Below are 24,346 nucleotides of genomic sequence, written 5' to 3' on the forward strand. Positions count from 1 at the left end.
CAGAATAAGATAAACCAGTGCGGTGATTCTCATGCAAACCACTACTCTCTACGACCAAGACTTTTATGCTTGGACTCAACGCCAAATAGAGTTGCTGCAAGCTCGACAGTGGGAGCAAGTGGATATCGCAAACCTGATCGAGGAGATTGAATCGTTGGGTAGGCAGGAACGGCAGGAGCTTTGCAATCGATTGGGGGTGCTGCTGGGGCATCTTCTCAAATGGCGCTATCAGCCAGAAGCCCAAACAAAAAGCTGGGCTGCAACCATTCGGGAGCAGCGAGAGCGCATACAAGAACACTTAGCAGAAAACCCTAGCTTAAAACCCTATTTACCTGAAGCTATTAACAAAAGCTACCGATATGGACTAAACCTTGTAGATAAAGAAACGCCTCTAAACCCAAACCAACTTCCTCAGTCTTGCCCCTTCTCAGAGGCAGAAATCTTTGAAGAGCCAGTAAACTGGCAGCCATGAGAAAATGTTTCCCAGCCGGATTTTCTATAGTTACAACATGGATTGCAATATAGCAGACAGCTTTCGCCAGGCTCATTATCGCTAGTGTTCTATTAAGTAAGCACTAGGGTTGATACCAAACTGCTTTCTAAACGCTGCCGCAAAATGTCCGCGAGTGACATACCCAACCGCAGCTGCAACGCCAGTAACGCTCATGTCACCTCTCGCCAACAGTTGGCGTGCTTGCTCCATGCGATAGGCGTGTAAATAGCCAAACACCGTTGTACCAAAAACCTGACGGAAGCCCCGCTTCAATTTATAGTCGTTGAGCCCTACCTGTCGTGCTAAGGCAATCAATGAGGGCGGAGAACTGAAATTGCGAATCAAAATTTCTCTAGCATGGTGAATTCGTTCAATATCCTCTGGACTCAATTTAGCCTGACTTGCCAGTGCTTCCGCAGTTTCAATGATTTGTGCCAGTTTTAAGGCAATCAGTTCATGGACTTTACTTTCGAGATACATTTGCTTGATAGCCCCTTGATAAGGACAATGCAAGATTTGATGCAAAGCAAGCTGCATGGATGCTGCTGTGACTCCTGAGTGAAAGTAGGGCAAGTTTTCATTCTTCTCAAGAATTCGTTTTAACTCCAGCGGCATTGACTTGAATGATTCGGGAATCAGCGTTATGAATGTCTGAAGTGGAATGGCAAATGTAATATGAAAAAGTTGCTGACTTGCTGGCAGTTCCACGATCGCTTTTGGCTCTAAGTTACCAAACAAGAAACTGTGTCCAGCACCTAAACAACCATAAGATGTCGTTTGTCTCGCTCCTGAAAGCTGAAAGCCGATTTCCAAAGGAACTTTACAGGTATCTTTCGTTAAAACTAAGTGCTTATAACAGGTATAATCTTGAATCAAGATTTCTATTCCAGTACTCAACTGAATCACGCGATTGTGTCCTTGACCAAGTTTTTGGGGATATTGCCAAATCGTTTCACAATCCTTTGACTGACAAGTAATTTCGTCGCTCTGCTCAGCTTCCTCAAATAGCTCCTGATAATCTGTCAGTGATAGCGTAATCGTCATTTTGCTACAACCAGAACCAGCGATCGCGATTAGAATGCTCTTAGTTTATTACAATTAATTCTCAATTACTAGTGGGTATTGCTGATGGCTCTATAGTATCCAGCTGCTGTATCTCAAAAAACAGCTTCTGTTTGACAAGAAAAGCAATTGCTATTTTAAGCTGTCAGATAAACTCAGCACGATCAGGTAAGTTCAAAGTCCTTACAAAGTACAAGCGATCGCTTTTTACAACTTTCCCTCAACCCTACTTAACTCAAAACTCAAAACTTTTTCTAGGTGTCAAAATATTAAGGTCTATTGCATTTCAGTCACATCTTGTTGCTAAGTCCAAAGGAAGCTAAAAGTCCGTGATACGATGCTTTTCTAGCTCTTGAAGATTGGGAGAAGACCTTTGACACTACGGGTTGCTGTTGTAGGCTCAGGTCCAGCTGGTTCTTCAGCCGCCGAAACCTTGGCAAAAGCTGGAATTGAAACATATTTGTTTGAACGCAAGCTAGACAACGCCAAACCATGTGGCGGAGCAATTCCGCTGTGTATGGTGAGTGAATTCGATCTACCGCCGCAGATTATTGACCGTCAGGTGCGGAAGATGAAGATGATTTCCCCCTCAAATCGCGAGGTGGATATCAATCTAGACAATGAAGATGAATATATCGGTATGTGCCGTCGTGAAGTTCTCGATGGTTTCTTGCGCGATCGCGCGGCAAAATTAGGTGCAACTTTAATCAATGCGACGGTTCATAAACTCGATATTCCGCAAAATAATACAGACCCCTATACGATTCACTACGTAGATCACTCAGAAGGTGGTGCGCAAGGAATTGCCAAATCCTTGAAAGTGGATGCAATTATTGGTGCTGATGGGGCAAACTCTCGTATCGCTAAGGAGATTGATGCTGGAGATTATAACTATGCGATCGCTTTTCAAGAGCGCATTCGCCTCCCAGAAGCCCAAATGGCATACTACAACAACCTTGCAGAGATGTATGTCGGTAACGACGTTTCTACCGATTTCTACGCCTGGGTATTCCCAAAATATGACCACGTTGCTGTCGGTACAGGCACAATGCAGGTTAACAAAGCTAGCATTAAACAATTGCAAGCAGGTATTCGGGCACGGGCAGCGAGAAAACTTGTCGGCGGTCAAATCATTAAAGTAGAAGCCCATCCCATTCCCGAACATCCTCGCCCTCGGCGTGTTGTTGGTCGCGTAGCATTAATTGGTGATGCAGCAGGCTACGTCACAAAGTCTTCTGGTGAAGGTATTTACTTTGCGGCGAAGTCAGGGCGGATGTGTGCAGAAACGCTTGTTGAGGTATCCCAAGGTGGAACTCGGATTCCTACAGAAAACGAACTGAAAGTTTACCTCAGGCGTTGGGATAGAAAATATGGCATGACATACAAAGTATTAGATTTGCTGCAAACCGTCTTTTACCGCAGTGATGCCACCCGCGAAGCTTTTGTAGAGATGTGTGCAGATCGCGATGTACAGCGATTGACTTTTGATAGCTATCTTTATAAAACCGTTGTCCCAGCAAACCCGCTAACACAGATGAAGATCACGGCTAAAACTCTTGGTAGCTTGATTCGCGGTAACGCACTTGCTCCTTAACAATTGATTATTCAATACAAGGCGATCGCTATTCAGCTTATGCGATCGCTTTATTTATGATTTTGATACATAAAAGTAGGATTCTGAACGAACCTCACTAGCAACAAAGGAGAAAAAATAATGACGAATTGTAGACACACCGACTTTGTCAAACCAATTATTTAATTAGAAGCTTTTTCTGGAATTACCGCACTCGTCGGTATACCACTATTGTTGTCACTGCCTTGCTCTTCGCCTGGAAGTTCTAAGCAATAACCTGCACCGTACACTGTTTTAATATAACGAGGGTGACGAGGATCTGGTTCTAGTTTGGTGCGCAAGTGGCGAATATGTACGCGGATTGTTTCGATGTCATCATCAGGATCGTAGCCCCAGACTTCTTTGAGAATATCGCTGGGAGAAACTGTTTGTCCGTGACGTTGCAATAGACAATGAAGTAACTCAAATTCTAAATGAGTTAGTTTAACCGTTTCACCGAACCAAATTGCCTCAAATCTTTCTGGTACTAATGTTAAAGCACCATAGTTAAGAATCTCGCTGTGCTTGGCTGCTTGAGGAATGCGATCTGTACGTCGTAATAACGCTCGCACGCGGGCTAGCATTTCTTCAATTTCAAAGGGCTTTGTTAAGTAATCATCTGCACCAGCATTGAATCCTTCCACTTTGTCTTGAGTTTGGCTCAAGGCTGTGAGCATTAGTACGGGAATCTCTGCTGTACGCTCATCGCGACGCAACCGCTGACAAACAGTAAAGCCATCAACTCTGGGTAGCATGAGATCGAGCATAATGAGATCTGGCTGTAGCTGGATAGCTAGCGCTTGTCCCTTGATGCCATCTTCAGCTTGGGTAACGTCATATCCAGCCATTTCGAGATTAACCGCAACCAACTCAGAGATTGCAGGGTCATCATCTATAACAAGTATCCGAGGCATTCTAAAAAATGTTACTAGTTATTAAAGTTAAATTAAGAACCTTTGGTAGATACAAAGATTGCTGTACTGATTATAAGGAGGATTATAAAAATTTGCTAAAGATTAAAGTGTCAGCTTGCTAACATAAAAGTGCAAAGTGACTGAATACAGGTCAGGGATCGGAGATTGGGGAGCAGGGTAGTAGAGAAATTGCGTTGTACAAGTAGTTTTTAGTACCTTTGTGCAGTTCTAATCGAAGAAAAACGTCCCACTACTTGGCATACACAAGCCATCAATTGCTTTACCCTAGTAATTTGCCCCGACCTCTGCTCTCTCTTAAATTGTTGCAAGGAAAAGCTACGAGAAATTGATAAGCACATATACTCCGCCGTGGTGGTTAGGCAACGGTCTTGCAATGACGCTTTATACAGCGTTATGGGCTAATCGTTATTGGGAAGAGACGATCTACCCAGAACCACTCTATCAAGAGAAAATTTTTACAGGAGCGCAAGGAGTACCGATTTTTGGTTGGGTAGCAATTCCTAAAAATGCGCGAGGCACAATTGTTGGCACATATGGTATTACAGGATCTCTAGAGAATCAATGGTTTCTTAGACTTTTGGGGCGCAAGGCATTTGCTCAAGGTTATGCGGTTGTTCTATTTGATTGGCGATCGCACGGTAGAACGGCTTTATTATCGCCAACGTTGACATCTGATGGTTTGTACGAAGGAGAAGATTTTGTCCAGATTGCGGCTCAAGCTCAAGGGATGGGGTGTCCTGCTAAATTTTGGTTTACCGGATTTTCTCTAGGTGGACAATTAGCGTTATGGGCAGTCAAAGCAGCGCAAGACGTATTAACGACTAGCCATTCACTCACTTCTCAAGACATTGGAGGGGCGGCAGTAATTTGTCCGAGTTTAGACTCGAATCGCTCGCTCTCATATTTAGTGAAAGATCCATTAGGAAAGTATTTAGAACAAGCGATCGCCAAAGAACTGAAAAGACTTGCTTGGCGCCTTTATGAAGCACATCCAGAAGCAATCGATCCTGCAGCAATTGAACGCGCCAATAGTATTTGGGGTTTTGACAACGAACTGGTCATTGAACGCTTAGGATTTCCCTCTGTCGAGGCGTATTACGAAGCTAGTAGTGGGTTAAAAATATTACCAAGCTTAACTAAACCAACACTCATTATTTACGCTGCGGACGATCCAATGTTCGATCCAGCGATTGTGCCAGATTTACTTTCCTCATGCGATCGCAACCCTAACATAGATTTAATTCTCACACCTCACGGCGGTCATGTCGGATACATTAGTAGTGCAGAATGTCAAGCCCAAGCACAAGATCCTGATCCTTGGTGGGCATGGAATCGCGTTTTAGAATGGTGTCAGATGAGGGGATAGGAGCAAAGGCGAGGGGCGAGAGATAATTATAGCCACTAGACACTAGTCACTCACACTTCCTAATTAATAAACAAAAGTTGTACTGAGCCTACAGCTAATTGAATTAAAGGCCAACCGATTAGGCAAATAACGGCAGCCCAGACATTGCTGATATCTAAACCTTGGCGTACTGCAACGATAACCGCAAGCAAACTCCACACAGCAAGTACAAGCTGAATAGGGATACCAAGCAGCGGAATTAATGTTAAAAAGTTAAACACTTGCGGTGCATAAGCAAAACCAATGGGAACAAGTAGCTCTTGATACGTAACATGACGCGGTTTGAAGCGATCGCCAATTTTCCAAATTGTAAAAGTCCAGAAATAGTAACCTAGTATTACACTGACAACATTCAGTATTAATGCGAATACAAAAGTAGTAATACCAACACGGTTAATTAATAAAATAAAAGCATTACCTAGCGCATAAGAGATTGCTGCCACGATCACGATTGTTTTAGCGACTCGGCGAGTTTTGCGTGTATTGGGCGCATCTTCATAAAAGTGAGCATCTAAGGTTAAAGCTTCCCTCAAACTTGTTCTAAACTTCCATTTATCTTCCCTGGTACTCACATCAATCTCTACTTTTGCTAGATAATAGCAACTTTAAAATCAGGTATTTTGATCGCATATTTAAGTATAAAAAGTAATTAAAGCAACTGGTGATTTTACACATTTACAAAACTACATAATTTAGGATTCGCGGAATGAAACGGGTTTTTGATTGGCTGCATAGTACTACTTTCAAACTTTTAGGTTTAGCAGTCTTCATATTTTTAATTTGGGGTACGCTAGCACCCCTAGAAACAATCATATGGTGGGTGACACAAGATGAGGAGAGTATAAATCCTGATTCAAGTCAACCAGAGGCAACATCAGATGATTCAAGTTCTGACATTGATTGCTATGTCATTTTTTTACCAGGAGTCGGGAGCTATGATGCAGATAACTTAACTGACAAAGAATCTAATTTTGTCAACCTCGTTGCAGATGAACGTCCTAATTGCGTATCAGTAGAAGATATTTTCCCGTTTTCGGAAGCAAATGAAGGATTAGTTGGAGAACGCATTTTTGCTCCAGTATGGGATTGGCTGAGTCAATCAGATGGCGCTGCGTATGCATTAATTAATATTCGTAACATCTGGCGGCTGGCGATTTCTGCTGATCATCGCTATGGACCTGTTTATAACCGAGGCATTGCTAATACAATTGTCGAGCGCATGAATGCTGCGAGTTCTCTACCACCAGCTAATCAAAGACTGAATGTCGTTTTAATGAGTACAAGTGGTGGTTCGCAAGTTGCCCTAGGTGCGGTTTCCTATCTAGAAGATCGAATTAACGCTCAAATTAGTGTGATTTCGCTCGGTGGCGTTTTTTCTGGTAGTGATGGTTTTGATGAAGCCGATGGCGTTTATCATCTTTATGGTACGGAAGACTGGATTGATAATATCGGTAGTATAATATTTCCTTCGCGTTGGCGATGGGCTGTTACTTCTCCTTTCAATCGTGCACGTCGTCAAGGACGCTATCAAGCAATCGAAACAGGACCACACGAACATGATGGCGAGCAAGGTTATTTTGGAGAAGCGACTGTTGAGGATGGTACGACTTACCTTGATTTAACGCTTAATGTTGTTGACCAACTACCAATTTGGTCTATTGAAGATAGCAATGACATCTGAGCTTTCTTGAGTACATGATGTATAAAAAAATTCAAAGTTGGTGTTGATAGGTGTGTCTTGAGCGGGCACACTATATATTAAGTTGGGTTTTTGAACGAACCACAAAGACGCGTTCCCCGTAGGAGTTGCCTAAGGCTAGAACACAAAGATTGGAGTTAGAGAGGGAGCTTTAAGAAGTATTTGAGGTTGATATGGCAAGTGCTGCCTAGATAATTGTGCAATGTTGAAGTTGATTGGCAAGATTCTTGAATGGTTGCGCGGTAGTACATTGAGGTTACTCGTTTTGGCGGGAGTTATCCTCGCGATTTGGGGTATACTTTCGCCGTTAGGTACTTTAGTGTGGTGGCTGACACAATCAGAATCATTGGGTTCCAAGCGACAATCTCTGCAACTTCCTGCTAGCAATGACTCAGGTGGTAGCGAGCTACCAAAGAATTTAAATTGTTATATTGTTTTTTTGACTGGAGTAGGAGATTTTTCTACCAATGAATTGACTGAGGGTGAAGAAGTTTTTCTCCAAGGTTTAGCTCAAACTCATCAAGATTGTGCAATTGTTAAGGATGTTTTTCCTTACTCCGCAGCCAACGAGAATTTAGGAGGCGAACGCTTACTTGCTCCTGTATGGCGTTTTGCTAATCAAGCCGAAGGCTGGCTGAGTATTGCTGATGTCCTGATTAAAATTCGCAATCTGTGGCGCTTTGCGATTTCTGCCGATGAGCGTTATGGTCCAGTGTATAACCAAGGCATCGCGAGTGCGATCGCTGACCAAATGAATGCAGTACATCCGGTGTTGCACACATCAAAACCGCTGAAAATTATTTTAATTGGTACAAGTGGCGGCGCACAAGTCGCGCTAGAAGCGACTCCATATCTCAACCAATGGCTGAATTCTCAAATTATTGTTGTTTCTGTTGGTGGTGTTTTTGGTGGTATCAATGGTTTCGATCAAGCTGATCAGATTTTTCACTTGCGTGGTACGAAAGACTGGATAGAAGATGTCGGCGGAATTATTTTTCCCTCACGCTGGGTTTTTACATTTGCTTCTCCTTTTAGCCGCGCCCGCCAGCAAGGACGCTATCAAGCACTCTCAAGTGGTTCGCACGCACACGATGGTTCACAGGGGTATTTTGGTAAAGAAAAGATCCTAGGAAAAGAAAAAACTTATGTAGACTTAACCCTCGAAAAAATCAATCAACTACCCATTTGGTCGCATGACAACGATTGAGGCGTTTTTATCTCTCTATGAGCTTTAACACAGCAAAATAACTCTCTTGAATGTCTTTTTGATCCAACTTTTCGGAAACTCCTTCATGGCTACCGCGTTCGATCATTTGTGCTTGACGCAACAATACTGCGCGTTGTTCTCTAGTAGTTGTATACTCTGCAACTCGCGCGATCGCTTCAAGTAATCGAATCGTTACAGCCACATCAGTTTGCCCAGATTGCCTGATTTGGTTGAATGCTGCATCAACGACACTGGCAAAAGTTATTGGTTCGGCGATCGCTCGTAATTTCTGATTATCATCGTAGCGATAGGGCGAGGGAATTTCTCGTTGGGCAAACTGACACAGCGCCGCACTCAGTTGATCGATACAGCGAATTGCCGTAAACGGATCGTTAACTCCAGTTGAAAGCGCACGCACCGCAATTTCTACTAGCTGATTAATGGAAAATTCTACATCTTGTTGGGGACTGCGCTGATTATCAATAATAAAAATGCCTTTGAGTTGTTTCGCTAGCTTTTTGTTCATTTGCTGTCCGTGCCAAACCGAAACTAAATCGTTACCTTTAATAACAAAATCTCCAGGACGATAATTTAGTCGCACGATTACATCAAATTTTGCCGCAATGTCGATCAGTTCTTCATTGTCAATTGCTTGAATGTAACCACTCTTATCTGACTTGATCGGGCTAGCTTCATCCTCAAAATTGTCAGGAATATCTGCATCCTGAATTTCTTGTTGATCTTTTGTAATACTACGTCCGACTTTTTGTGGAAATAGACGTTCAATCGTATCGCTCAACTCTGCTCCAACGTTTGCTATGACTTGCTGTGCTTGAATTGATGTAGCGACGTGATGTAAAAAATAGATTAATACAGCAACACCAAAAATTGCGAGGACAAGACTGAAAGCTACTGAAAGGTGCGGAACAAATTCATCATCGTCAACGCTGTTAACGGTACGTAAGATTAACAAGCAGTAGACAAATGTAGAAATAAACGTTCCTAGAACAATTTGATTACCTGTATCCCGCATGAAATTGCCAAGTAATCTTGGTCCAAATTGCCCAGAAGCTAATTGTAGTGCCACAATCACAATCGAAAAGGCTGTGGTTGCTACAGAAACCATAGAACCAGCAACTGTTGAAAGTACTTCTCTTGCACCTTCAGGACCGCGACCATAAATTAAAGGTACTTTTTCTAACCAATCTCTATCTGCATGATCCAAGGAAAGAATGATGTAAGCCAGGGCGATCGCACCGAGAACCATCACTGAGGGAACAAACCAAAAACTATTGTGTAGCGATTCCCAGACTTTGCCTAACTTGGTTTTCATCTTTCACTCGGATCTTTGCGGCTGATGAGGTGTAGTTGATTGAAGCGATCGCGCTGCCAAAAGAATATTGCGAAGTTGATCGTTATTGTGACTCATAGCATGAGCTAGCAAAAAGACGACTTTGTTAGATTTTCCCGACAATTCCTTCTCAAATTACTCATTTTTCTTTTTTGATTTCATAACCCTGTTCTTGTGTATGCAAATGCTGTAAACGCCTTGACTACTGTGTACCAAAATTAACCTCAAAAGCAATCAGTCGCATGACAGCATAATCCTCAACCTAGAAGGTGACGTTCTACTCCCCCTCAGTAATAATACTTGGATGGGAAATTGTCTCGCAACATCCTAACTTATTTTTCTGTCTCAAGCTTTACGAGTCATGTAAGGAGAGTCTTGTGCTGTATGGTATTCGTCGGCGATTTAACTTTCTGCATAAGCGGAGAGTCGCACCTCACGATTTGCAATCTATGCATGAAGGGCTATTAGAAGAATCAGCCCTAGAGCGGATTTACATTATATTAACCGTTGGCTCTTGCATCATTGCTACGTTTGGGTTGCTGTCTAATAGTGCTGCCGTTATTATTGGAGCGATGATTGTGGCTCCTTTAATGTTGCCCATTCGAGGACTTGCATTTGGTGCTTTAGAAGGTAACTTACGACTATTTCGCACAGGCTTAACTTCCATCATTGTGGGAACACTGCTTGCGATCGCAATCTCTTGGTTCATTGGGATGTTTGTCGGATTAGCAGAATTCGGTAGTGAGATTTTTTCACGATCGCGTCCGACTTTACTCGATTTAGGAATTGCGATCGCCGCAGGGGGAATCAGTGGTTTTGCCAAAGTTGAACCAAAGATTTCTCCAACCTTAGCAGGAACTGCGATCGCTGTTGCTTTGATGCCACCTATTTGTGTCATTGGTTTAGGACTCTCACAAGCAAATTGGTCTTTGAGTCTCGGTGCGACTATTCTGTACCTTACCAATTTGCTAGGGATTACACTTTCCTGTATGCTGATTTTTCTGGCTACAGGCTATACTCCGCTCCATCGTGCTAAAAAAGCTCTACTCTGGACAGGTGGACTAACTGCAGTACTACTTGTGCCTTTAGGATTCAGCTTTTTTCGTTTGACGCAGCAAGTTCGACTCGAAGTTAATCTTAGACAAGCACTTTTGAACCGAACCGTTACCTTTCAAAGATTAGTACTTATCGATAGTAATATTAACTGGTTGAGTAATCCGCCTGTGGTACGCTTAAATGTTCGTTCTAGAGAGCCTGTCACTCCAAGACAAGTAGAACTTTTAGAAGAATTTCTCAGCAGAGAACTGGGACAACGCTTTACTTTGATTTTTGAAGTTGGTCAAATTGAAGAAGTAAGACGTGAAGGTGTTGATGGTTCTTCATTTAATAATTAGTCAAATTCAGTTTTAGCTAACATGACAACAGAAACACTAGCCGAAGTAGCAATTGAGCAAAATATTAAACAATTCCTTTTGGTGCTATCAGTTTCCTTGAGTATTGCCACGTTACCACAGTTTTTTAGCTGGTTTCGGCAGATTCCTTATACACTTCTTCTAGTGATTGTTGGGTTGGGGTTAGCTTTTGTTGATGTCAGATTAGTGAATCTGTCACCACAACTCATTTTGACAATATTTTTGCCTCCGTTATTATTTGAGGCTGCCTGGAATATGGAATGGACTAAGCTCAAGCGGGACTTAGTACCAATTACCCTTTTTGCCATCTTAGGAGTAGTTATTTCAGTCATTGGTGTAGGTTTAGCACTCAATCAAGCTGCAGGAGTGACAATCGGAATTGCTTTACTTTTAGGTGCTTGTGTCGCTGCCACCGATCCGGTTTCTGTGATTGCTTTATTTCGCGAACTCGGAGTCGATAAACGCCTGACAATTTTGATGGAAGGTGAAAGCTTATTTAATGATGGTATTGCGGTTGTTGCATTTAGTTTTGTTGTCGGATTTGCCCTTGGAACTGATACTTTAGAAATTCAGGAACTCATCGCCCGATTTTTTACCGTTGTTGGGATCGGGATTGGCTGTGGCTGTGTTGTCGGTTTTGGAATTTCTTATCTCACACAGCGGTTTGATTTACCTTTAGTTGAACAATCTCTAACTCTGGTTTCCGCTTATGGGACTTATATTATCACTGAAGATTTAGGTGGTTCTGGCGTTATTGGAGTTGTTACCACAGGTTTAGTTTTAGGAAACTTTGGTTCGCGGATTGGAATGCAGCCGAGTACCAGACTTGCTGTGACACAGTTTTGGGACTTTCTAGCATTTTTTGTCAATTCGATTGTGTTTCTGCTAATTGGCGATCAAATCAAGTTTGAGGACTTGGGAGCCAACTTAGGGCTAATTGCAATTACACTCGCAGCAATGATTGTAACAAGAGCGATCGCCATTTATGGTTTGGGTTGGTTGAGTAATATCTTGGTTAAATCAGAAATTTCTTGGTCTGATGAACTTATCTTATGGTGGGGAGGATTGCGCGGTTCTGTTGCGATCGCATTAGCTTTAAGTGTGCCCGTAACTTTACCACAACGTACACAAATTATTGCTGTCGTTTTCGGTGTAGTACTATTCACGCTTTTAGTACAAGGATTAACTACCAAACCTTTAGTAACAAAATTTAAACCTTTAGGCGATCAAGCAGTACGTCAGGAGTATTTAGAAGCGGTTGCGCGTTGGGTCGCGATGAATCGAGTTTTGAACTATCTCACACAAGCAAGTATGCGTCCCGAAATTGACCCAGAGTTTTATCGTTACCAAAAAGCTTTAGTAGAAGGGCAGTTAGATGACGTGCAGCAGGATGTAAATAAGCTACGCAATGAACATCCCCAACTACGAGAATTTGCAGTAGAACAACTGCAAGAAGAACTCCTTGCGATCGAAGCAGATACTTACGCTGAGTTGGTTCGCGGTGGACGCTTGAGCGATAAATTACCACCAATGCTAGAAGAAGTCTTCAAACAAATGAATAAACAAAGTACCTAATTCAGGTGTTAATGACAATAAAGCCAGCAGGTTTTCATCTTGCAGCTTGAAGCGTAAATAGCGTGACTTCCGGTGGACAGTTAATTCTGATTGGTGCAATGCTAAATCCTATGCCCCGATTGACATACAGGCGATTTCCTGACTGTCCATAACTTGCTTCTATCCAACCGTCAGTGTGAACCCGATCTTCGCGCGCAAATGTCATCCAAGACCATTCCGGCAAAAATGGCAAACGCACTTGTCCGCCGTGGGTGTGTCCTGCGACTGATAAAGGTGCCGTGTTAGCAGGGAATTTCTCAAACGAATCTGGATGATGCATCAACACTAACCTTGGTGCTGTTTGTGGTACTTGAGATAATGCGATCGCGGGATTGTCTTTGTTTGCCCACCGCGATCCAATACCAATGAGATACAGTGAATTTTCTCCTCTTGGTTGTTGGTTTCCTGGTGGTACTAAGGAAACTGCCTCGTTTTGTAACATATCTACACCCGCTTGTTCCAGCGCTGCATACAGTTCGCCTGCTATCTGTTCATTTGGTGGGGCAGTTTTTGCATCCATTGCATAGTCGTGATTGCCAAGTACCCCGTAAGTAGGAATACCTGCTGCTACTAACGGGCGAACCAATTCTACCGCCTTGCCAATTTCATTATTATTTCCCTTGTCCGCATGATAAATAAAGTCACCGCCAATCAATACAAGTGCAGGACGTTCTCGAATTAATTGATCGACTATGCGTCTAATTGTGTTGGTGTTCCCAAGCCACATTCCAATTTGCCAATCGGCAATAACTGCCACTCGTTGTCCCTCCCAGGAATCAGGAAGATTAGGGATTTCTGCTACTTCTTCTTCTGTATCAATAACGTACGGTTCTACTAAGCCCCAAATCCCCAGTAGCAAAACAACTCCCAGTAAGCTTAGCAATATGTACTTGAGTGATTTCATTGTGGTGTTGAGCAGATACAACTTTTCTAATTTCCTGACGTCGGTAGAATAACCTTTACGGGCTACCTCTACTTATTGCCTGTAGTAAACACGAGTACTCTAAGCAGCTATTGATACAACCTTACAACAAAAAAATACTGGAAAACAATTGCGCCAAAGGGAAATCTTTTACTTAATTCCTGAATATTTGTAAATAAATTGATCTGTTAGTTAAATGATTTTTGTCGAAGTCATTCCAAAGAGTCAGCTTATTCTACTAATTGTTGAGATTAATAAAATGTTTTTCACCTATAAATAATTTTAATGTTAGTAGATTTGTGCAAATAGCACTAATGATCATATTGCTTAAAACGCTAGTCACTCATCTTCAAACTACTTGACAAGGTGGCAGCTTATAATGAAATCTTTCATTTGACTTCAACTTAATTTGAGAGCACCAGCGTATATCTTAAGTAGCAAATTAGATAAAAATATGACTGCAACATTCTATCTCAAAGTAGATACTTTATTGATATTCTCCTATCTATAATGTGCTTAATGATACAAAAAACTCGTGTTCAAACTAAAATTCTAAAGTGCAAAAATCAGCCTCAGAGCGGGACGACAGCGCCGAGAAAGATTAATAGTTGTGCCCTCATATATCTTTAAAATACTTTTTCATTATTAGAAAAAGTGCAATTTTGGATGCTGGCTGATTTAATAATAAACTTCGATGCAACGAGTAATAACCTCTAGAATAAAGCATAACTTTACTTGTTGCGATTTGAGTAAGAGTATAGATATAGATTGAGGCATTCAAATAATATTTTGGGCTACACAAAAAAGTTTGTATTTTTTTTGAAATCTGACAAATTACAACAAATAGATTTATACAGTTGAGGAAATTGTAAAAGTGAGAAATAATTTACAAGGATTGTGGAATAGGAAAGCGATCGCCCTAGTAGCCTCGGTGGCATTACTAGCAGCTTGCGAAACCAACCAGCCACAAGCAACGACTCCGGCAAGTCCAGGAAATGTCACAACAGAGCAAGTAGCAAATCAGACTGAAGCACTACTCGGTAAAACTGTAACTGTCAGAAGCGAACCAGTTCAGAAGGTTAGTGATAGTACATTTACTATCAGTGACGAACAGTTTTTTAGTAACGAAAATATTTTAGTAGTCAATACGTCAGGAAAACCCTTTGTTTTGCCTGAGAACACAGAAGTGCAAGTAACAGGTCAAGTCGCTAATTTAGTTGTTGCTGACGTTAACCGAGAGTACAACTTAGGTCTAGAGCCAAACTTGTATGTAGAGTATGAAGGTAGACCAGTCATCTATGCTCAGTCAATAGCTTTAGCGCCTGAACCTGGTGAGATTACACAAAATCCTAGCCGATATTATGGTCAAACGCTTGCGGTTACAGGTGAAGTCGAAGATATTGTAGATGCCAATTCTTTTACTTTAGATGAAGAGCAGCTAATCGGTGCTGAGGATCTGTTAGTCATTAATGCAAATCCCACAGCAGCAGTTAACGACGGTGAAACCGTTGCTGTAACTGGAGTACTCCGCCCGTTTGTAGTTGCTGAGATTGAGCGCGACTACGACTTAACGTGGGATTTGGATCTCCAAAGAAAGCTGGAAGCAGAATATAGCCAAAAGCCTGTACTTGTTGCTGATGGCGTATATCCCTCAGCAATTCCTGAAGCTGCGAAGTAGAGAAAAGTAAAATTCAATTGAAGTAGGTAGCAGTCGTGGCTGCTGCCTAATTTTGAGTATCTGGTGCGGATAGGACATTGACACTAACTAGTGGCGTAACATTGAAGCCTTGGTTTCGTAATTCAGCTTGAACAGTTTGTGTGAGGCGATCGCTGATAATTTCTGCTGATTCTGTCACGCCTGCACGTCGCTGCACATACATCACAACTAGCAGTGTATTTTGTCTAGGGATATTTGGAGTCGGGAACCGGACATTTGCCTCGACAAGTTCGACTAAATCACTATCATCGACTACCTGCTGAATTGCTTGATTAGCACTTTGTTCGCGGCTACTACGTTGTAACTCTGGAGAATCAGAAAACTGCCAAAATAGCAACCCTAAAAGTGTCACAAATGTTACAGCTAATACAGCAGGAAACAGCCCTTTTTTGCCACGCTGATACCGCGCTCCTTTAGGAGTTAAACCATAACTCCGAAATACAAGCGATGCAGATAAATTAATGCCGACAAGTTGTAGCAATAGAACAAATACACCATTAATTGCCAAATCCCAGCGTCCCATAGCACTTGCCATCCCAATCAAGCCCGCAGGTGGTGCTAACGAAGCAGCTACAAGCATTCCCACCGCCGCACCAGAAACAAGGCTACTGCGTTCGGACTGTACAAGGTTAACTGCCCCAGCTGCCCCAGCAACAAGTGGTAAAAGTACGGCAACCGCAGAAATTTTACTGGTATCACTCATCGTGCTCGTTACTACTTCCTGCTGAAGAATGAAACTCAGCGTACCAGCAACAACAATTGTGACCGCTAGTGCCACAAAGTAGCGCAACAATGTCCGTTTGAGTAGCTTGGCATCACCACGAGATGTCGCGATCGCCACATTCATCGCAGGACCCGCAAACGGTGCAATTAACATTGCTGCTACTAATAAGTAAGTGGTATTTGTATATAAACCAATCCACACAACTACACCCGCTGCAGCTGCATATCCGAGAAAAGCTTTCCAAGAACCAACACTTTGCAAACCTGCTAAGAAAATTTCAATCGGGCTACGAGCCTTGACATCAGTTACCTGTTCGGGTGCTTCATCTGCTGGTGGTTGCATTGCAATAACCCCACGCGGAATCAGCGTCACTTGCAAGTTTGGCAGTGATTCTAAATCTCCTAAAAATCCTTCTACTTTCTGGTTAGAAACGTGAACTACGATCAGCTCAACAGGTTCGTCATTACCCATTGCTTCAACTCTTGCTGTATTCGTAGCATCATAAGCTTGAGCAATGTTTAGAACTTCCTTTCCATAACCATGTGGTACTTGAACAAGTAATTGCCGCATGAATATTTCCTACACCTTACTTTTAATGATGCGATAAACTGAAATCAGGAACGAGCATAAGATGAGTTCGTTCTGAAAACTTCTTGGAAAATATCATTTCGCAGGAAGTGGGTACTAACCCACTTTTTTATTTTGGAAAATGACTCATCCCCTGATTCCACAAATCATTGAAATAGCAACACCAGTAGCAGAGGAACTCGGCTTGGAATTAGTCGGAGTAGTTTTTCACACGAACCAACGCCCACCTGTGCTGCGCGTAGATATACGCAACCCACACCAAGACACTGGTTTAGATGATTGTGAAAGAATGAGTCGTGCTTTAGAAGCCCAAATCGATCAAACAGATATTGTTCCAGATGCTTACGTGTTAGAAGTATCTAGCCCAGGAATTTCGCGGCAATTGAGTACCGACAGAGAGTTCATTTCCTTTAAAGGATTTGCGGTGATTGTTAGTAGTTCTCAACCGTATGAAGGTCAGCAGGAATGGGCAGGACAACTAATTCGTCGAGATGAAACAGCAGTGTACTTGAACCAGAAAGGTCGCGTAGTTGCCATTCCTCGCGATCTCATTGCTAAAGTACAAATCGACGAACGGCGTTAGAACAGGGGCGAGGAGTGAGTAAAAGAGTGGCTAGTCAATAGTGACTAGTGAAAGAGTGAAATCCATCTTAAGTTTTTTTCCTGACCTCTGATCCCCGACCTCTGACCCCTATTTTCTTTATTGAGGATTTTATTATGTCAATGGTGAGTTTGCCTGGACTGAAAGATTTAATTGAAAATATTAGTCACGAGCGTAATTTACCTCGTGTTGCCGTACAGTCAGCACTCCGCGAAGCGCTATTAAAAGGTTACGAGCGGTATCGTCGCGCGCAAAATCTAGATAAGCGGCATTTTGACGAAGAATTTTTTGACAATTTTGAAGTTGAACTTGATGTAGAAGAAGAAGGCTTTCGCGTTCTTGCAACTAAAACAATTGTGGAAGAAATCAGCGATCCCGACCATCAGATTTCTTTACGCGAAGTTCAAGAAGTCGCAGAAGAAGCGCAACTTGGTAGTGAAGTTGTGTTAGATGTAACGCCTGAACAAAAAGAGTTTGGTCGGATGGCAGCGATGCAGACTAAGCAGGTGCTGGCGCAAAAACTCCGCGACCAACAACGGCAAATGATTCAAGAAGAGTTTCAAGACTTAGAAAGTACTGTGCTGCAAGCTAGAGTTCTACGCTTTGAACGACAGTCAGTTATTATGGCAGTCAGCAGTGGTTTTGGTCAGCCCGAAGTCGAAGCAGAACTACCCAAGCGCGAACAATTGCCCAACGACAACTATCGGGCAAATGCTACGTTCAAAGTCTACTTAAAAAAAGTTTCGCAAGGTCAGCAACGCGGTCCCCAACTGATCGTCTCGCGAGCTGATGCTGGTTTGGTAGTTTATCTTTTTGCTAACGAAGTCCCAGAAATAGAGGATGAAGTTGTGCGCATTGTCGCAGTGGCACGCGAAGCAAATCCACCATCACGATATGTTGGTCCGCGCACAAAAATTGCCGTTGATACTCTAGAACGAGATGTCGATCCCGTAGGTGCTTGTATCGGAGCGCGGGGATCGCGGATTCAAGTAGTCGTCAATGAACTCCGTGGTGAAAAAATTGATGTCATTCGCTGGTCTCCAGATCCAGCAACCTACATCGCTAATGCGCTTAGTCCTGCTCGTGTCGATGAAGTTCGCCTCATGGACCCAGAGTTACGTCAGACACATGTACTTGTTGCAGAAGACCAGTTGAGTTTAGCTATTGGGAAAGAAGGGCAAAACGTCCGCTTAGCTGCACGCTTAACAGGATGGAAAATAGACATTAAAGACCGCGCGAAGTATGATTATGCCGCAGAAGATGCTAAGTTTGCCGCAGCAGCAGCAGAGTATCAAGCACAGCAAGCTCAGATGGAGCAAGAAGAAGATTATGAGGATGAATTAGAAGAATTTACACAGAGCATGGAAGTCAGTGATGCTCCAGCTTGAGCAGAAAAGAACAGGCAATTCTAGATTAAAACTATTGTCTCTATTGTTTGACCCCTGACCCCTAAGATATGAAACCTAACTACCGACGCTGTATTGGTTGTCGTAGGGCTGCCTTAAAACATGAGTTCTGGCGAATTGTCCGCGTCTATCCTTCTGGGGAGTTACAATTAGATCAGGGTATGGGGCGTTCTGCATATCTTTGTCCGCAAGCCAGCTGTTTGCAAACAGCTCAGAAGAAAAATCTGTTGCGGCGATCGCTGCGGACGTCTGTACCCGAAGCCATGTATCAAGCCTTATGGCAACGCTTATCAACAAACCAACTTGTCAGCAACCAAAAAATTGAAACCACACTACCTATTCCAAATAAAAATTAAGTGTCTTCTTCAAGTTATTTCAGCAGAAACTGCGTCTTGGCGCTATAACTAGCTGAGAATGATTGATAATAAACTCTGTCAAACTGAGTTAATGACAAAATAATAAAGAACATGAAACTAACCTAAATAGCTCAGTACGATAAATTAAAACTTTCACACAATATTTTCGTAGGTTAATGCAACATTAAAGAAAGAAGTCACACAAATATATGGCAAGCAGTTAGTACGGATGCGTACCCTGAAGAGAAAGGGTCCGTAAAAATTCCTTAAGGATAAAATTGCGGTAAAAGCGGAGGACAGATCTATTAACCGTCGCGATGACAGAAAAATACCTTTCTCACACCAGAAATCTCTTTACTTTGTTGGAGGCACGGGCAGCAAATTGAACGGCAACCAATAAAACAGGACTCGCAGGATGGAGATGCTAACAAAACTCAGGCAACCATCCGTATACAACTGGTAGGTAAAGGGGAAGAGTGGATGAATAACGGCAAAGTAAGGATATACGATTTGTCAAAGGAATTGAATTTAGATAACAAAGATCTACTGGCAATCTGTGACCAGCTTAACATTGCAGTCAAAAGTCACAGCAGCACGATTAGCGAAACTGAGGCAGAACGAATTCGCGCCTTAGCAGAAAAATACGTCGCTGAGCGTTCGGCTTCGCGACGAGAATCAACAACTCAAGCACATCACCCTAATAAAACTAAACCTAGACCTAACTTGCCACCAAAACAGCAAATTTTAGAAATTCGGAAACCAAAGACTCCTCCTCGTACCAACCAAAATTTGGCAGAGTCTCAAGTTAACTCAACTTCTTCACAACCGCAGGAAGAGTCTCCTCTTGCGCCACGTCCTTTTGCCTCACCATCGGCACCATCCAAGCCAATGACACCGCCACCTCGACCAGTACGTCCTGCGCTTTCAGACAGTGCAAAAGAAGTGGCATCTGACAATCAAGACGAACCGAAAATAAATCAGGTAGAAGTTCACAAAAAAGAACCTCAAAAACCGCAACTGGTAGAACCACCGGCAAGACCAACTACACCGACCACGCCACAGCTTAATTTACCTGAGCGACCAATTCTGAAACGAGATCAATCTCAGAATCGGAACCGACCAGCGACACCAGCTACAACAGAAGCACGAGCCGATGGCGGGGAAAAACCTGCACGCCGTTTTGTTCAAAAACCTGAGCAAATTGCCAAAGGCGAACCCGTTCCAGAACTACAAAGACCTAAAGTATCGCGGTTTAACGAACCAGCAACGACTAATCGTCCAAAACTAGCAGGAGTAGGTAGTGCAGAAGTAGATGAGGCAGCGACAGATCAACCAGCGGCGCTTCTAGAACTAGAAGATCCAGAAAAGCTCCTCAAACGACCCACACCACCGCGACCACAAAAAGGTGGGAAGAAGTGGCAAGAGGAAGAGATTGACGAAGGTCAAGACTCAGGTTCTAAAGTAGGAAAAGCTGGCACAAAAGCTAAGCGCATGAAACCCATCATTGATCTCGATGATGAAGAGGATCTTGATGATGCTGATCTAGATATTGAAGCTCCAATCAAAGTTAGCCTTTCTATTGCACGTCCACCCAAACAAAAAGCTGCGCGTCCTGGACAAGCAGCAGGTGCAGCTCCAAGCGCTATCAACACGATTAGAAGCAAAAAGATGGCTCCGCCTCGCGAACAAAATCGCCGTCGCGAGCCAGAGCAGAAAGAGGAACGTCCAGAAAAGATCGTTATTACAGGTACAATGACGGTTCAGGAATTAGCTCAAGCTTTGGTTACTCCTGACACAGAAATCGTTAAGATATTGTTCCTCAAAGGTATTGCGGTGAATATCACGCAAAACTTGGACATTCCCACCCTCACAATGGTGGCAAATGAGTTGGGCGTAGAAGTAGAGACCGCTGAACCAGAAGCTGAGGCTCGTAAAGTTACTGAGATGATAGATGTGGAAGATCTGGAGCTTCTCCAGCGTCGCCCACCAGTAGTAACTATTATGGGTCACGTAGACCACGGTAAAACTACTTTGCTTGACTCGATTCGCAAAACTAAGGTGGCGCAAGGCGAAGCTGGTGGTATTACCCAACATATTGGTGCGTACCACGTCGATGTGGAACACAATGGGCAAATGCAGCAGATTGTCTTCCTAGATACTCCTGGTCACGAAGCGTTTACAGCCATGCGGGCACGCGGAGCGCGGGTGACAGACATTGCAATTCTTGTTGTCGCTGCTGACGATGGCGTACGCCCACAAACGATTGAAGCAATCAGTCATGCTCAAGCGGCAGAAGTCCCAATTATTGTCGCTATCAACAAAATTGACAAAGAAGGCGCACAACCAGATCGCGTTAAACAAGAACTAACGCAGTATGGGTTAACCCCAGAAGAATGGGGTGGCGAAACCATCATGGTGCCTGTTAGTGCGATCAAAGGAGAAAACTTAGATACTCTCTTAGAGATGATTCTCTTAGTCGCCGAAGTAGAAGAACTTTCTGCTAACCCAGATCGCTTTGCTAAAGGCACAGTTATTGAAGCACATCTCGATAAGGCAAAAGGACCTGTTGCGACTTTGTTAGTCCAAAACGGAACTTTAAATGTGGGATCTGTTTTAGTTGCTGGCTCGGCGTTTGGTAAAGTTCGGGCAATGGTTGACGATCGCGGACGAAGAGTAGACATCGCTTCGCCTTCTTTTGCAGTAGAAGTATTAGGATTGAGCGATGTGCCAGCCGCTGGCGATGAATTTGAAATCTTCTCACAAGAGAAAGAAGCGCGTGCGCTCGCAGAAGAACGCGCCAACAAACAACGGCAATCACGCCTAATGCAAGGACGTGCTACACTTACCAGCGTTTCAGCACAAGCCCAAGAAGGCGAGTTGAAAGAACTCAATTTGATTTTGAAAGCAGATGTTCAAGGTTCGGTAGAAGCGATCGTTGGTTCGCTCAAACAACTGCCACAAAACGAAGTGCAAATTCGCTTGTTGTTGGCTGCTCCAGGAGAAGTGACAGAAACTGATATCGACTTGGCTGCTGCGAGTAATGCTGTCATTATTGGCTTCAACACAACGCTCGCTAGTGGTGCTCGACAAGCTGCAGATGAAGCAGGTGTGGATGTCCGAGAATACAATATCATCTACAAACTGATAGAAGATATTGAAGGCGCATTAGAAGGTCTATTAGAGCCAGAACTAGTCGAAGAATCGCTCGGTCAAGCTGAAGTGCGCGCTGTCTTCCCTGTTGGGCGTGGCGCTGTTGCTGGTTGCTACGTGCTCTCAGGTAAGCTAGTTCGTAACTGTAAATTACGGGTACGTCGCGGCAGTAAGATTGTCTATGAAGGTACGCTTGACTCCTTAAAACGGATGAAAGAAGATGTCCGCGAAGTCAACGCCGGATACGAGTGCGGTATTGGCGTCGATCGATTCAACGATTGGGTTGAAGGCGATATCCTTGAAGCCTTCCAAATGGTGACTAAACGCCGTACGTTAGGAGGCTCTAGAAATTAGGGGATTGGGCTAGGGATGCAGGTCGCATCCTTAGTCTGTCTTTTTATCTAAACTCATATTGTAGATTCACTTTCTAGGTTAGCTGCCGTGTCAATGGAAAATTTGAAAAAATTTTCCTAAGTGTACTGTAGGTGCTTGTTACCAGTGATGCAGAACTTGCTGGAATAAAACCTTATTCTTAAGATCAAGATAGCACCGGATTTACAATTTTAGGTTTGCAAGTCAAGTAGCTTCTACCCATCGCAAACACTCACACAGAAAACTGAGGAAATATGGCTATTATCTCTGCGTCTCGCCATTCTCAATCGGATCAACATCAAATTTGGGATCATCTCAAACAGGCGATCGCTACAACTTCTGGATTTCGCCGCTGGCAACTTGAGAGATCGCCACATGACGCCCAGATTAATAATCTAAGTTTAGACCACCAAGTTAAACTCTATTTACGTGAGACTTTAGAAACTTTAGCGTATTAAAGTACAAATGTGAGACACAAAAGGACTCACTTGAGTCCTTACTAATGTTAGATGATGGCTAGTCTTAGCTGATCTGATTAAGTAAATCTCGAACACGTCCTCCACGATTGAGGATATCTTGAATGTTTCCACTTAAGCGACGTAACTGACGATAAGCAACTTCTAGGCGATCGCCATCTACTTGTACTTCCCGTGTTGGATAGTTTTGCAACACTTCAATCAGTGAGACTTGTCCATCACGAGCAGAAAGAACTAATGCAGCACGTAATGCTTGTCTATCAGCTCGACGTGAAGGGGTGTAGATGACTTGACTAATCTCGTCAAGCAAAGCATTGCCTACAGGACTATTCAACAAACGATCTAAGAAGATAGGATTGACTGTGACAGGTTCAGTTAAATAACGACGTACTGTTGCTGGATCTTGTCCTGCCCTGGCAAGATTAGAGCGTAGCGATCTCGAAAGTTCTCCAGTTTCAGCAAAGCGAGAAAGTTCGGCGACAGAGACTGATTGTCGAAAAATTCGGTATCTCAGTACCACTCGTTCAGCAGCATTAGCTACAGGAATCTCAAAGATACCATGACTACTAAAAAAAATACCTGTACTAGCCACTACCGCAGCAGCAAGATGTAGAAATCTCAAACGCATTTTTCTATTGATGTTAAATCATTCTTTATTAATTCTTTTGACGAGCTGTTAAGATGTTAAGTTGCGTTATTCTAAGCGCTGAGTGCAATATCTCTCTTGAGACGTAAGCAATCGTCGTTTCAGTCAATGCTTGAATCAAGTAGGTTAACTAAATTAAGTTAAATATGATTGGTGAAAATCAACAGAAGTTAAAGATGGTAATTGGGAATTGGTTAGTGGCAACTCAACAATCAACCATTAACCAACCTTATATGTGATTGTGTCCACCAAATAGAGTTAGCGTCTTGTCTGTGCGCAATTAAAGGCTATTCCATAATTGGTAAACAAGACTTAGCTTTTAGACAGATACTCCTAAAAAATGTCTAGCTTTTTTATACCAGATGGATTGCTTGATTGTACTGATCATCTTCCTCTAACTACTTGATTTTTCTTCTTTTACGCTTTTTTGCTCAATAAAGGCTGTTGCTGTCATACCTTGGTGCTTCTGCGTAAGTTCTTTTTTGATAAAAAACTTAGGGAACTTGGCTACAAATGTCTTTGTCTTCCGCTATAGTTTTGCATGGGTTTTATAACTTTTCAGCTAATCGCGTATTTGGTTAAATACTCATAAACTGAT

General features: G+C 42.9%; 21 protein-coding genes. 13 read left to right on the forward strand and 8 right to left on the reverse strand.

Going from position 1 to position 24,346, the window contains the following annotated elements:
- The first annotated feature begins 31 nt into the window (after positions 1 to 31).
- On the forward strand, positions 32 to 472 hold the full coding sequence (locus tag CSQ79_RS11405; RefSeq protein ID WP_099701283.1) for a DUF29 domain-containing protein: 441 nt from the start codon (positions 32 to 34) through the stop codon (positions 470 to 472).
- Between the two features lie 81 nt (positions 473 to 553).
- On the opposite strand, the gene CSQ79_RS11410 is transcribed toward CSQ79_RS11405, so the two are convergent.
- Positions 554 to 1,537: a helix-turn-helix transcriptional regulator gene (locus tag CSQ79_RS11410; RefSeq protein ID WP_099701284.1), complete on the reverse strand. Its 984-nt coding sequence runs from the start codon at positions 1,535 to 1,537 to the stop codon at positions 554 to 556.
- 391 nt (positions 1,538 to 1,928) lie between these two features.
- Between CSQ79_RS11410 and chlP the strand changes: the two genes are divergently transcribed.
- Entirely contained in the window at positions 1,929 to 3,149 is a 1,221-nt protein-coding gene (chlP, locus tag CSQ79_RS11415) for a geranylgeranyl reductase (RefSeq protein ID WP_099701285.1), read from the forward strand.
- A gap of 161 nt (positions 3,150 to 3,310) precedes the next feature.
- Here the strand turns inward: chlP and rpaA are convergent, their stop codons facing one another.
- Complete coding sequence (rpaA, locus tag CSQ79_RS11420; protein ID WP_099701286.1) at positions 3,311 to 4,081, reverse strand: two component system response regulator RpaA; 771 nt, start codon at positions 4,079 to 4,081, stop codon at positions 3,311 to 3,313.
- Between the two features lie 394 nt (positions 4,082 to 4,475).
- On the opposite strand from rpaA, the gene CSQ79_RS11425 reads away from it, so the two are divergent.
- The gene (locus CSQ79_RS11425) at positions 4,476 to 5,468 is read left to right on the forward strand and encodes a YheT family hydrolase (RefSeq protein ID WP_099701287.1); all 993 of its coding nucleotides are present in this window, start codon (positions 4,476 to 4,478) and stop codon (positions 5,466 to 5,468) included.
- Positions 5,469 to 5,527: 59 nt separating this feature from the next.
- On the opposite strand, the gene CSQ79_RS11430 is transcribed toward CSQ79_RS11425, so the two are convergent.
- Positions 5,528 to 6,079 (reverse strand): YIP1 family protein, encoded by a 552-nt coding sequence (locus CSQ79_RS11430; RefSeq protein WP_099701288.1) that lies wholly within the window; start codon positions 6,077 to 6,079, stop codon positions 5,528 to 5,530.
- 134 nt (positions 6,080 to 6,213) lie between these two features.
- On the opposite strand from CSQ79_RS11430, the gene CSQ79_RS11435 reads away from it, so the two are divergent.
- Together CSQ79_RS11435 and CSQ79_RS11440 are read left to right on the forward strand one after the other, a co-directional pair.
- Positions 6,214 to 7,188, forward strand: a complete 975-nt coding sequence (locus CSQ79_RS11435) for a hypothetical protein (protein WP_099701289.1) — start codon at positions 6,214 to 6,216, stop codon at positions 7,186 to 7,188.
- A gap of 220 nt (positions 7,189 to 7,408) precedes the next feature.
- Entirely contained in the window at positions 7,409 to 8,413 is a 1,005-nt protein-coding gene (locus CSQ79_RS11440; protein WP_099701290.1) for a hypothetical protein, read from the forward strand.
- A gap of 7 nt (positions 8,414 to 8,420) precedes the next feature.
- Here the strand turns inward: CSQ79_RS11440 and CSQ79_RS11445 are convergent, their stop codons facing one another.
- Positions 8,421 to 9,746, reverse strand: coding sequence for a DUF2254 domain-containing protein (locus tag CSQ79_RS11445; RefSeq protein WP_099701291.1), 1,326 nt, complete (start codon positions 9,744 to 9,746; stop codon positions 8,421 to 8,423).
- Positions 9,747 to 9,749: 3 nt separating this feature from the next.
- Positions 9,750 to 9,887, reverse strand: coding sequence for a hypothetical protein (locus CSQ79_RS27700; protein ID WP_289501050.1), 138 nt, complete (start codon positions 9,885 to 9,887; stop codon positions 9,750 to 9,752).
- Positions 9,888 to 10,141: 254 nt separating this feature from the next.
- Between CSQ79_RS27700 and CSQ79_RS11450 the strand changes: the two genes are divergently transcribed.
- A complete protein-coding gene (locus CSQ79_RS11450) occupies positions 10,142 to 11,158 on the forward strand; it encodes a TIGR00341 family protein (RefSeq protein ID WP_502693922.1) in 1,017 nt (338 codons plus the stop codon).
- A gap of 21 nt (positions 11,159 to 11,179) precedes the next feature.
- On the forward strand, positions 11,180 to 12,751 hold the full coding sequence (locus CSQ79_RS11455) for a Na+/H+ antiporter (RefSeq protein WP_099701293.1): 1,572 nt from the start codon (positions 11,180 to 11,182) through the stop codon (positions 12,749 to 12,751).
- Positions 12,752 to 12,785: 34 nt separating this feature from the next.
- Here CSQ79_RS11455 and CSQ79_RS11460 read toward each other — a convergent pair whose 3' ends face one another.
- Positions 12,786 to 13,694, reverse strand: a complete 909-nt coding sequence (locus CSQ79_RS11460) for a metallophosphoesterase (protein ID WP_099701294.1) — start codon at positions 13,692 to 13,694, stop codon at positions 12,786 to 12,788.
- Between the two features lie 892 nt (positions 13,695 to 14,586).
- On the opposite strand from CSQ79_RS11460, the gene CSQ79_RS11465 reads away from it, so the two are divergent.
- A complete protein-coding gene (locus CSQ79_RS11465) occupies positions 14,587 to 15,390 on the forward strand; it encodes a hypothetical protein (protein WP_099701295.1) in 804 nt (267 codons plus the stop codon).
- Positions 15,391 to 15,436: 46 nt separating this feature from the next.
- Here the strand turns inward: CSQ79_RS11465 and CSQ79_RS11470 are convergent, their stop codons facing one another.
- The gene (locus CSQ79_RS11470) at positions 15,437 to 16,723 is read right to left on the reverse strand and encodes a DUF389 domain-containing protein (RefSeq protein ID WP_099701296.1); all 1,287 of its coding nucleotides are present in this window, start codon (positions 16,721 to 16,723) and stop codon (positions 15,437 to 15,439) included.
- Between the two features lie 139 nt (positions 16,724 to 16,862).
- Here CSQ79_RS11470 and rimP point away from each other — a divergent pair, with 139 nt between their 5' ends.
- The 5 genes from rimP (at position 16,863) to CSQ79_RS11495 (ending at position 23,084) form a co-directional block, all read left to right on the forward strand.
- A complete protein-coding gene (rimP, locus tag CSQ79_RS11475; RefSeq protein ID WP_099701297.1) occupies positions 16,863 to 17,324 on the forward strand; it encodes a ribosome maturation factor RimP in 462 nt (153 codons plus the stop codon).
- 134 nt (positions 17,325 to 17,458) lie between these two features.
- Positions 17,459 to 18,730, forward strand: a complete 1,272-nt coding sequence (nusA, locus tag CSQ79_RS11480) for a transcription termination factor NusA (RefSeq protein WP_289501051.1) — start codon at positions 17,459 to 17,461, stop codon at positions 18,728 to 18,730.
- Positions 18,731 to 18,798: 68 nt separating this feature from the next.
- Positions 18,799 to 19,104 (forward strand): YlxR family protein, encoded by a 306-nt coding sequence (locus tag CSQ79_RS11485; protein ID WP_099701299.1) that lies wholly within the window; start codon positions 18,799 to 18,801, stop codon positions 19,102 to 19,104.
- A gap of 480 nt (positions 19,105 to 19,584) precedes the next feature.
- Positions 19,585 to 22,608, forward strand: a complete 3,024-nt coding sequence (gene infB / locus CSQ79_RS11490) for a translation initiation factor IF-2 (RefSeq protein ID WP_099701300.1) — start codon at positions 19,585 to 19,587, stop codon at positions 22,606 to 22,608.
- Positions 22,609 to 22,880: 272 nt separating this feature from the next.
- Positions 22,881 to 23,084 (forward strand): hypothetical protein, encoded by a 204-nt coding sequence (locus CSQ79_RS11495; RefSeq protein WP_099701301.1) that lies wholly within the window; start codon positions 22,881 to 22,883, stop codon positions 23,082 to 23,084.
- Between the two features lie 64 nt (positions 23,085 to 23,148).
- Here CSQ79_RS11495 and CSQ79_RS11500 read toward each other — a convergent pair whose 3' ends face one another.
- Complete coding sequence (locus CSQ79_RS11500; RefSeq protein WP_099701302.1) at positions 23,149 to 23,730, reverse strand: alpha/beta hydrolase; 582 nt, start codon at positions 23,728 to 23,730, stop codon at positions 23,149 to 23,151.
- Between the last annotated feature and the right edge of the window lie 616 nt (positions 23,731 to 24,346).

Origin of the sequence: Gloeocapsopsis sp. IPPAS B-1203, assembly GCF_002749975.1 — a bacterium.
In the GTDB taxonomy this organism is placed as follows: domain Bacteria; phylum Cyanobacteriota; class Cyanobacteriia; order Cyanobacteriales; family Chroococcidiopsidaceae; genus Gloeocapsopsis.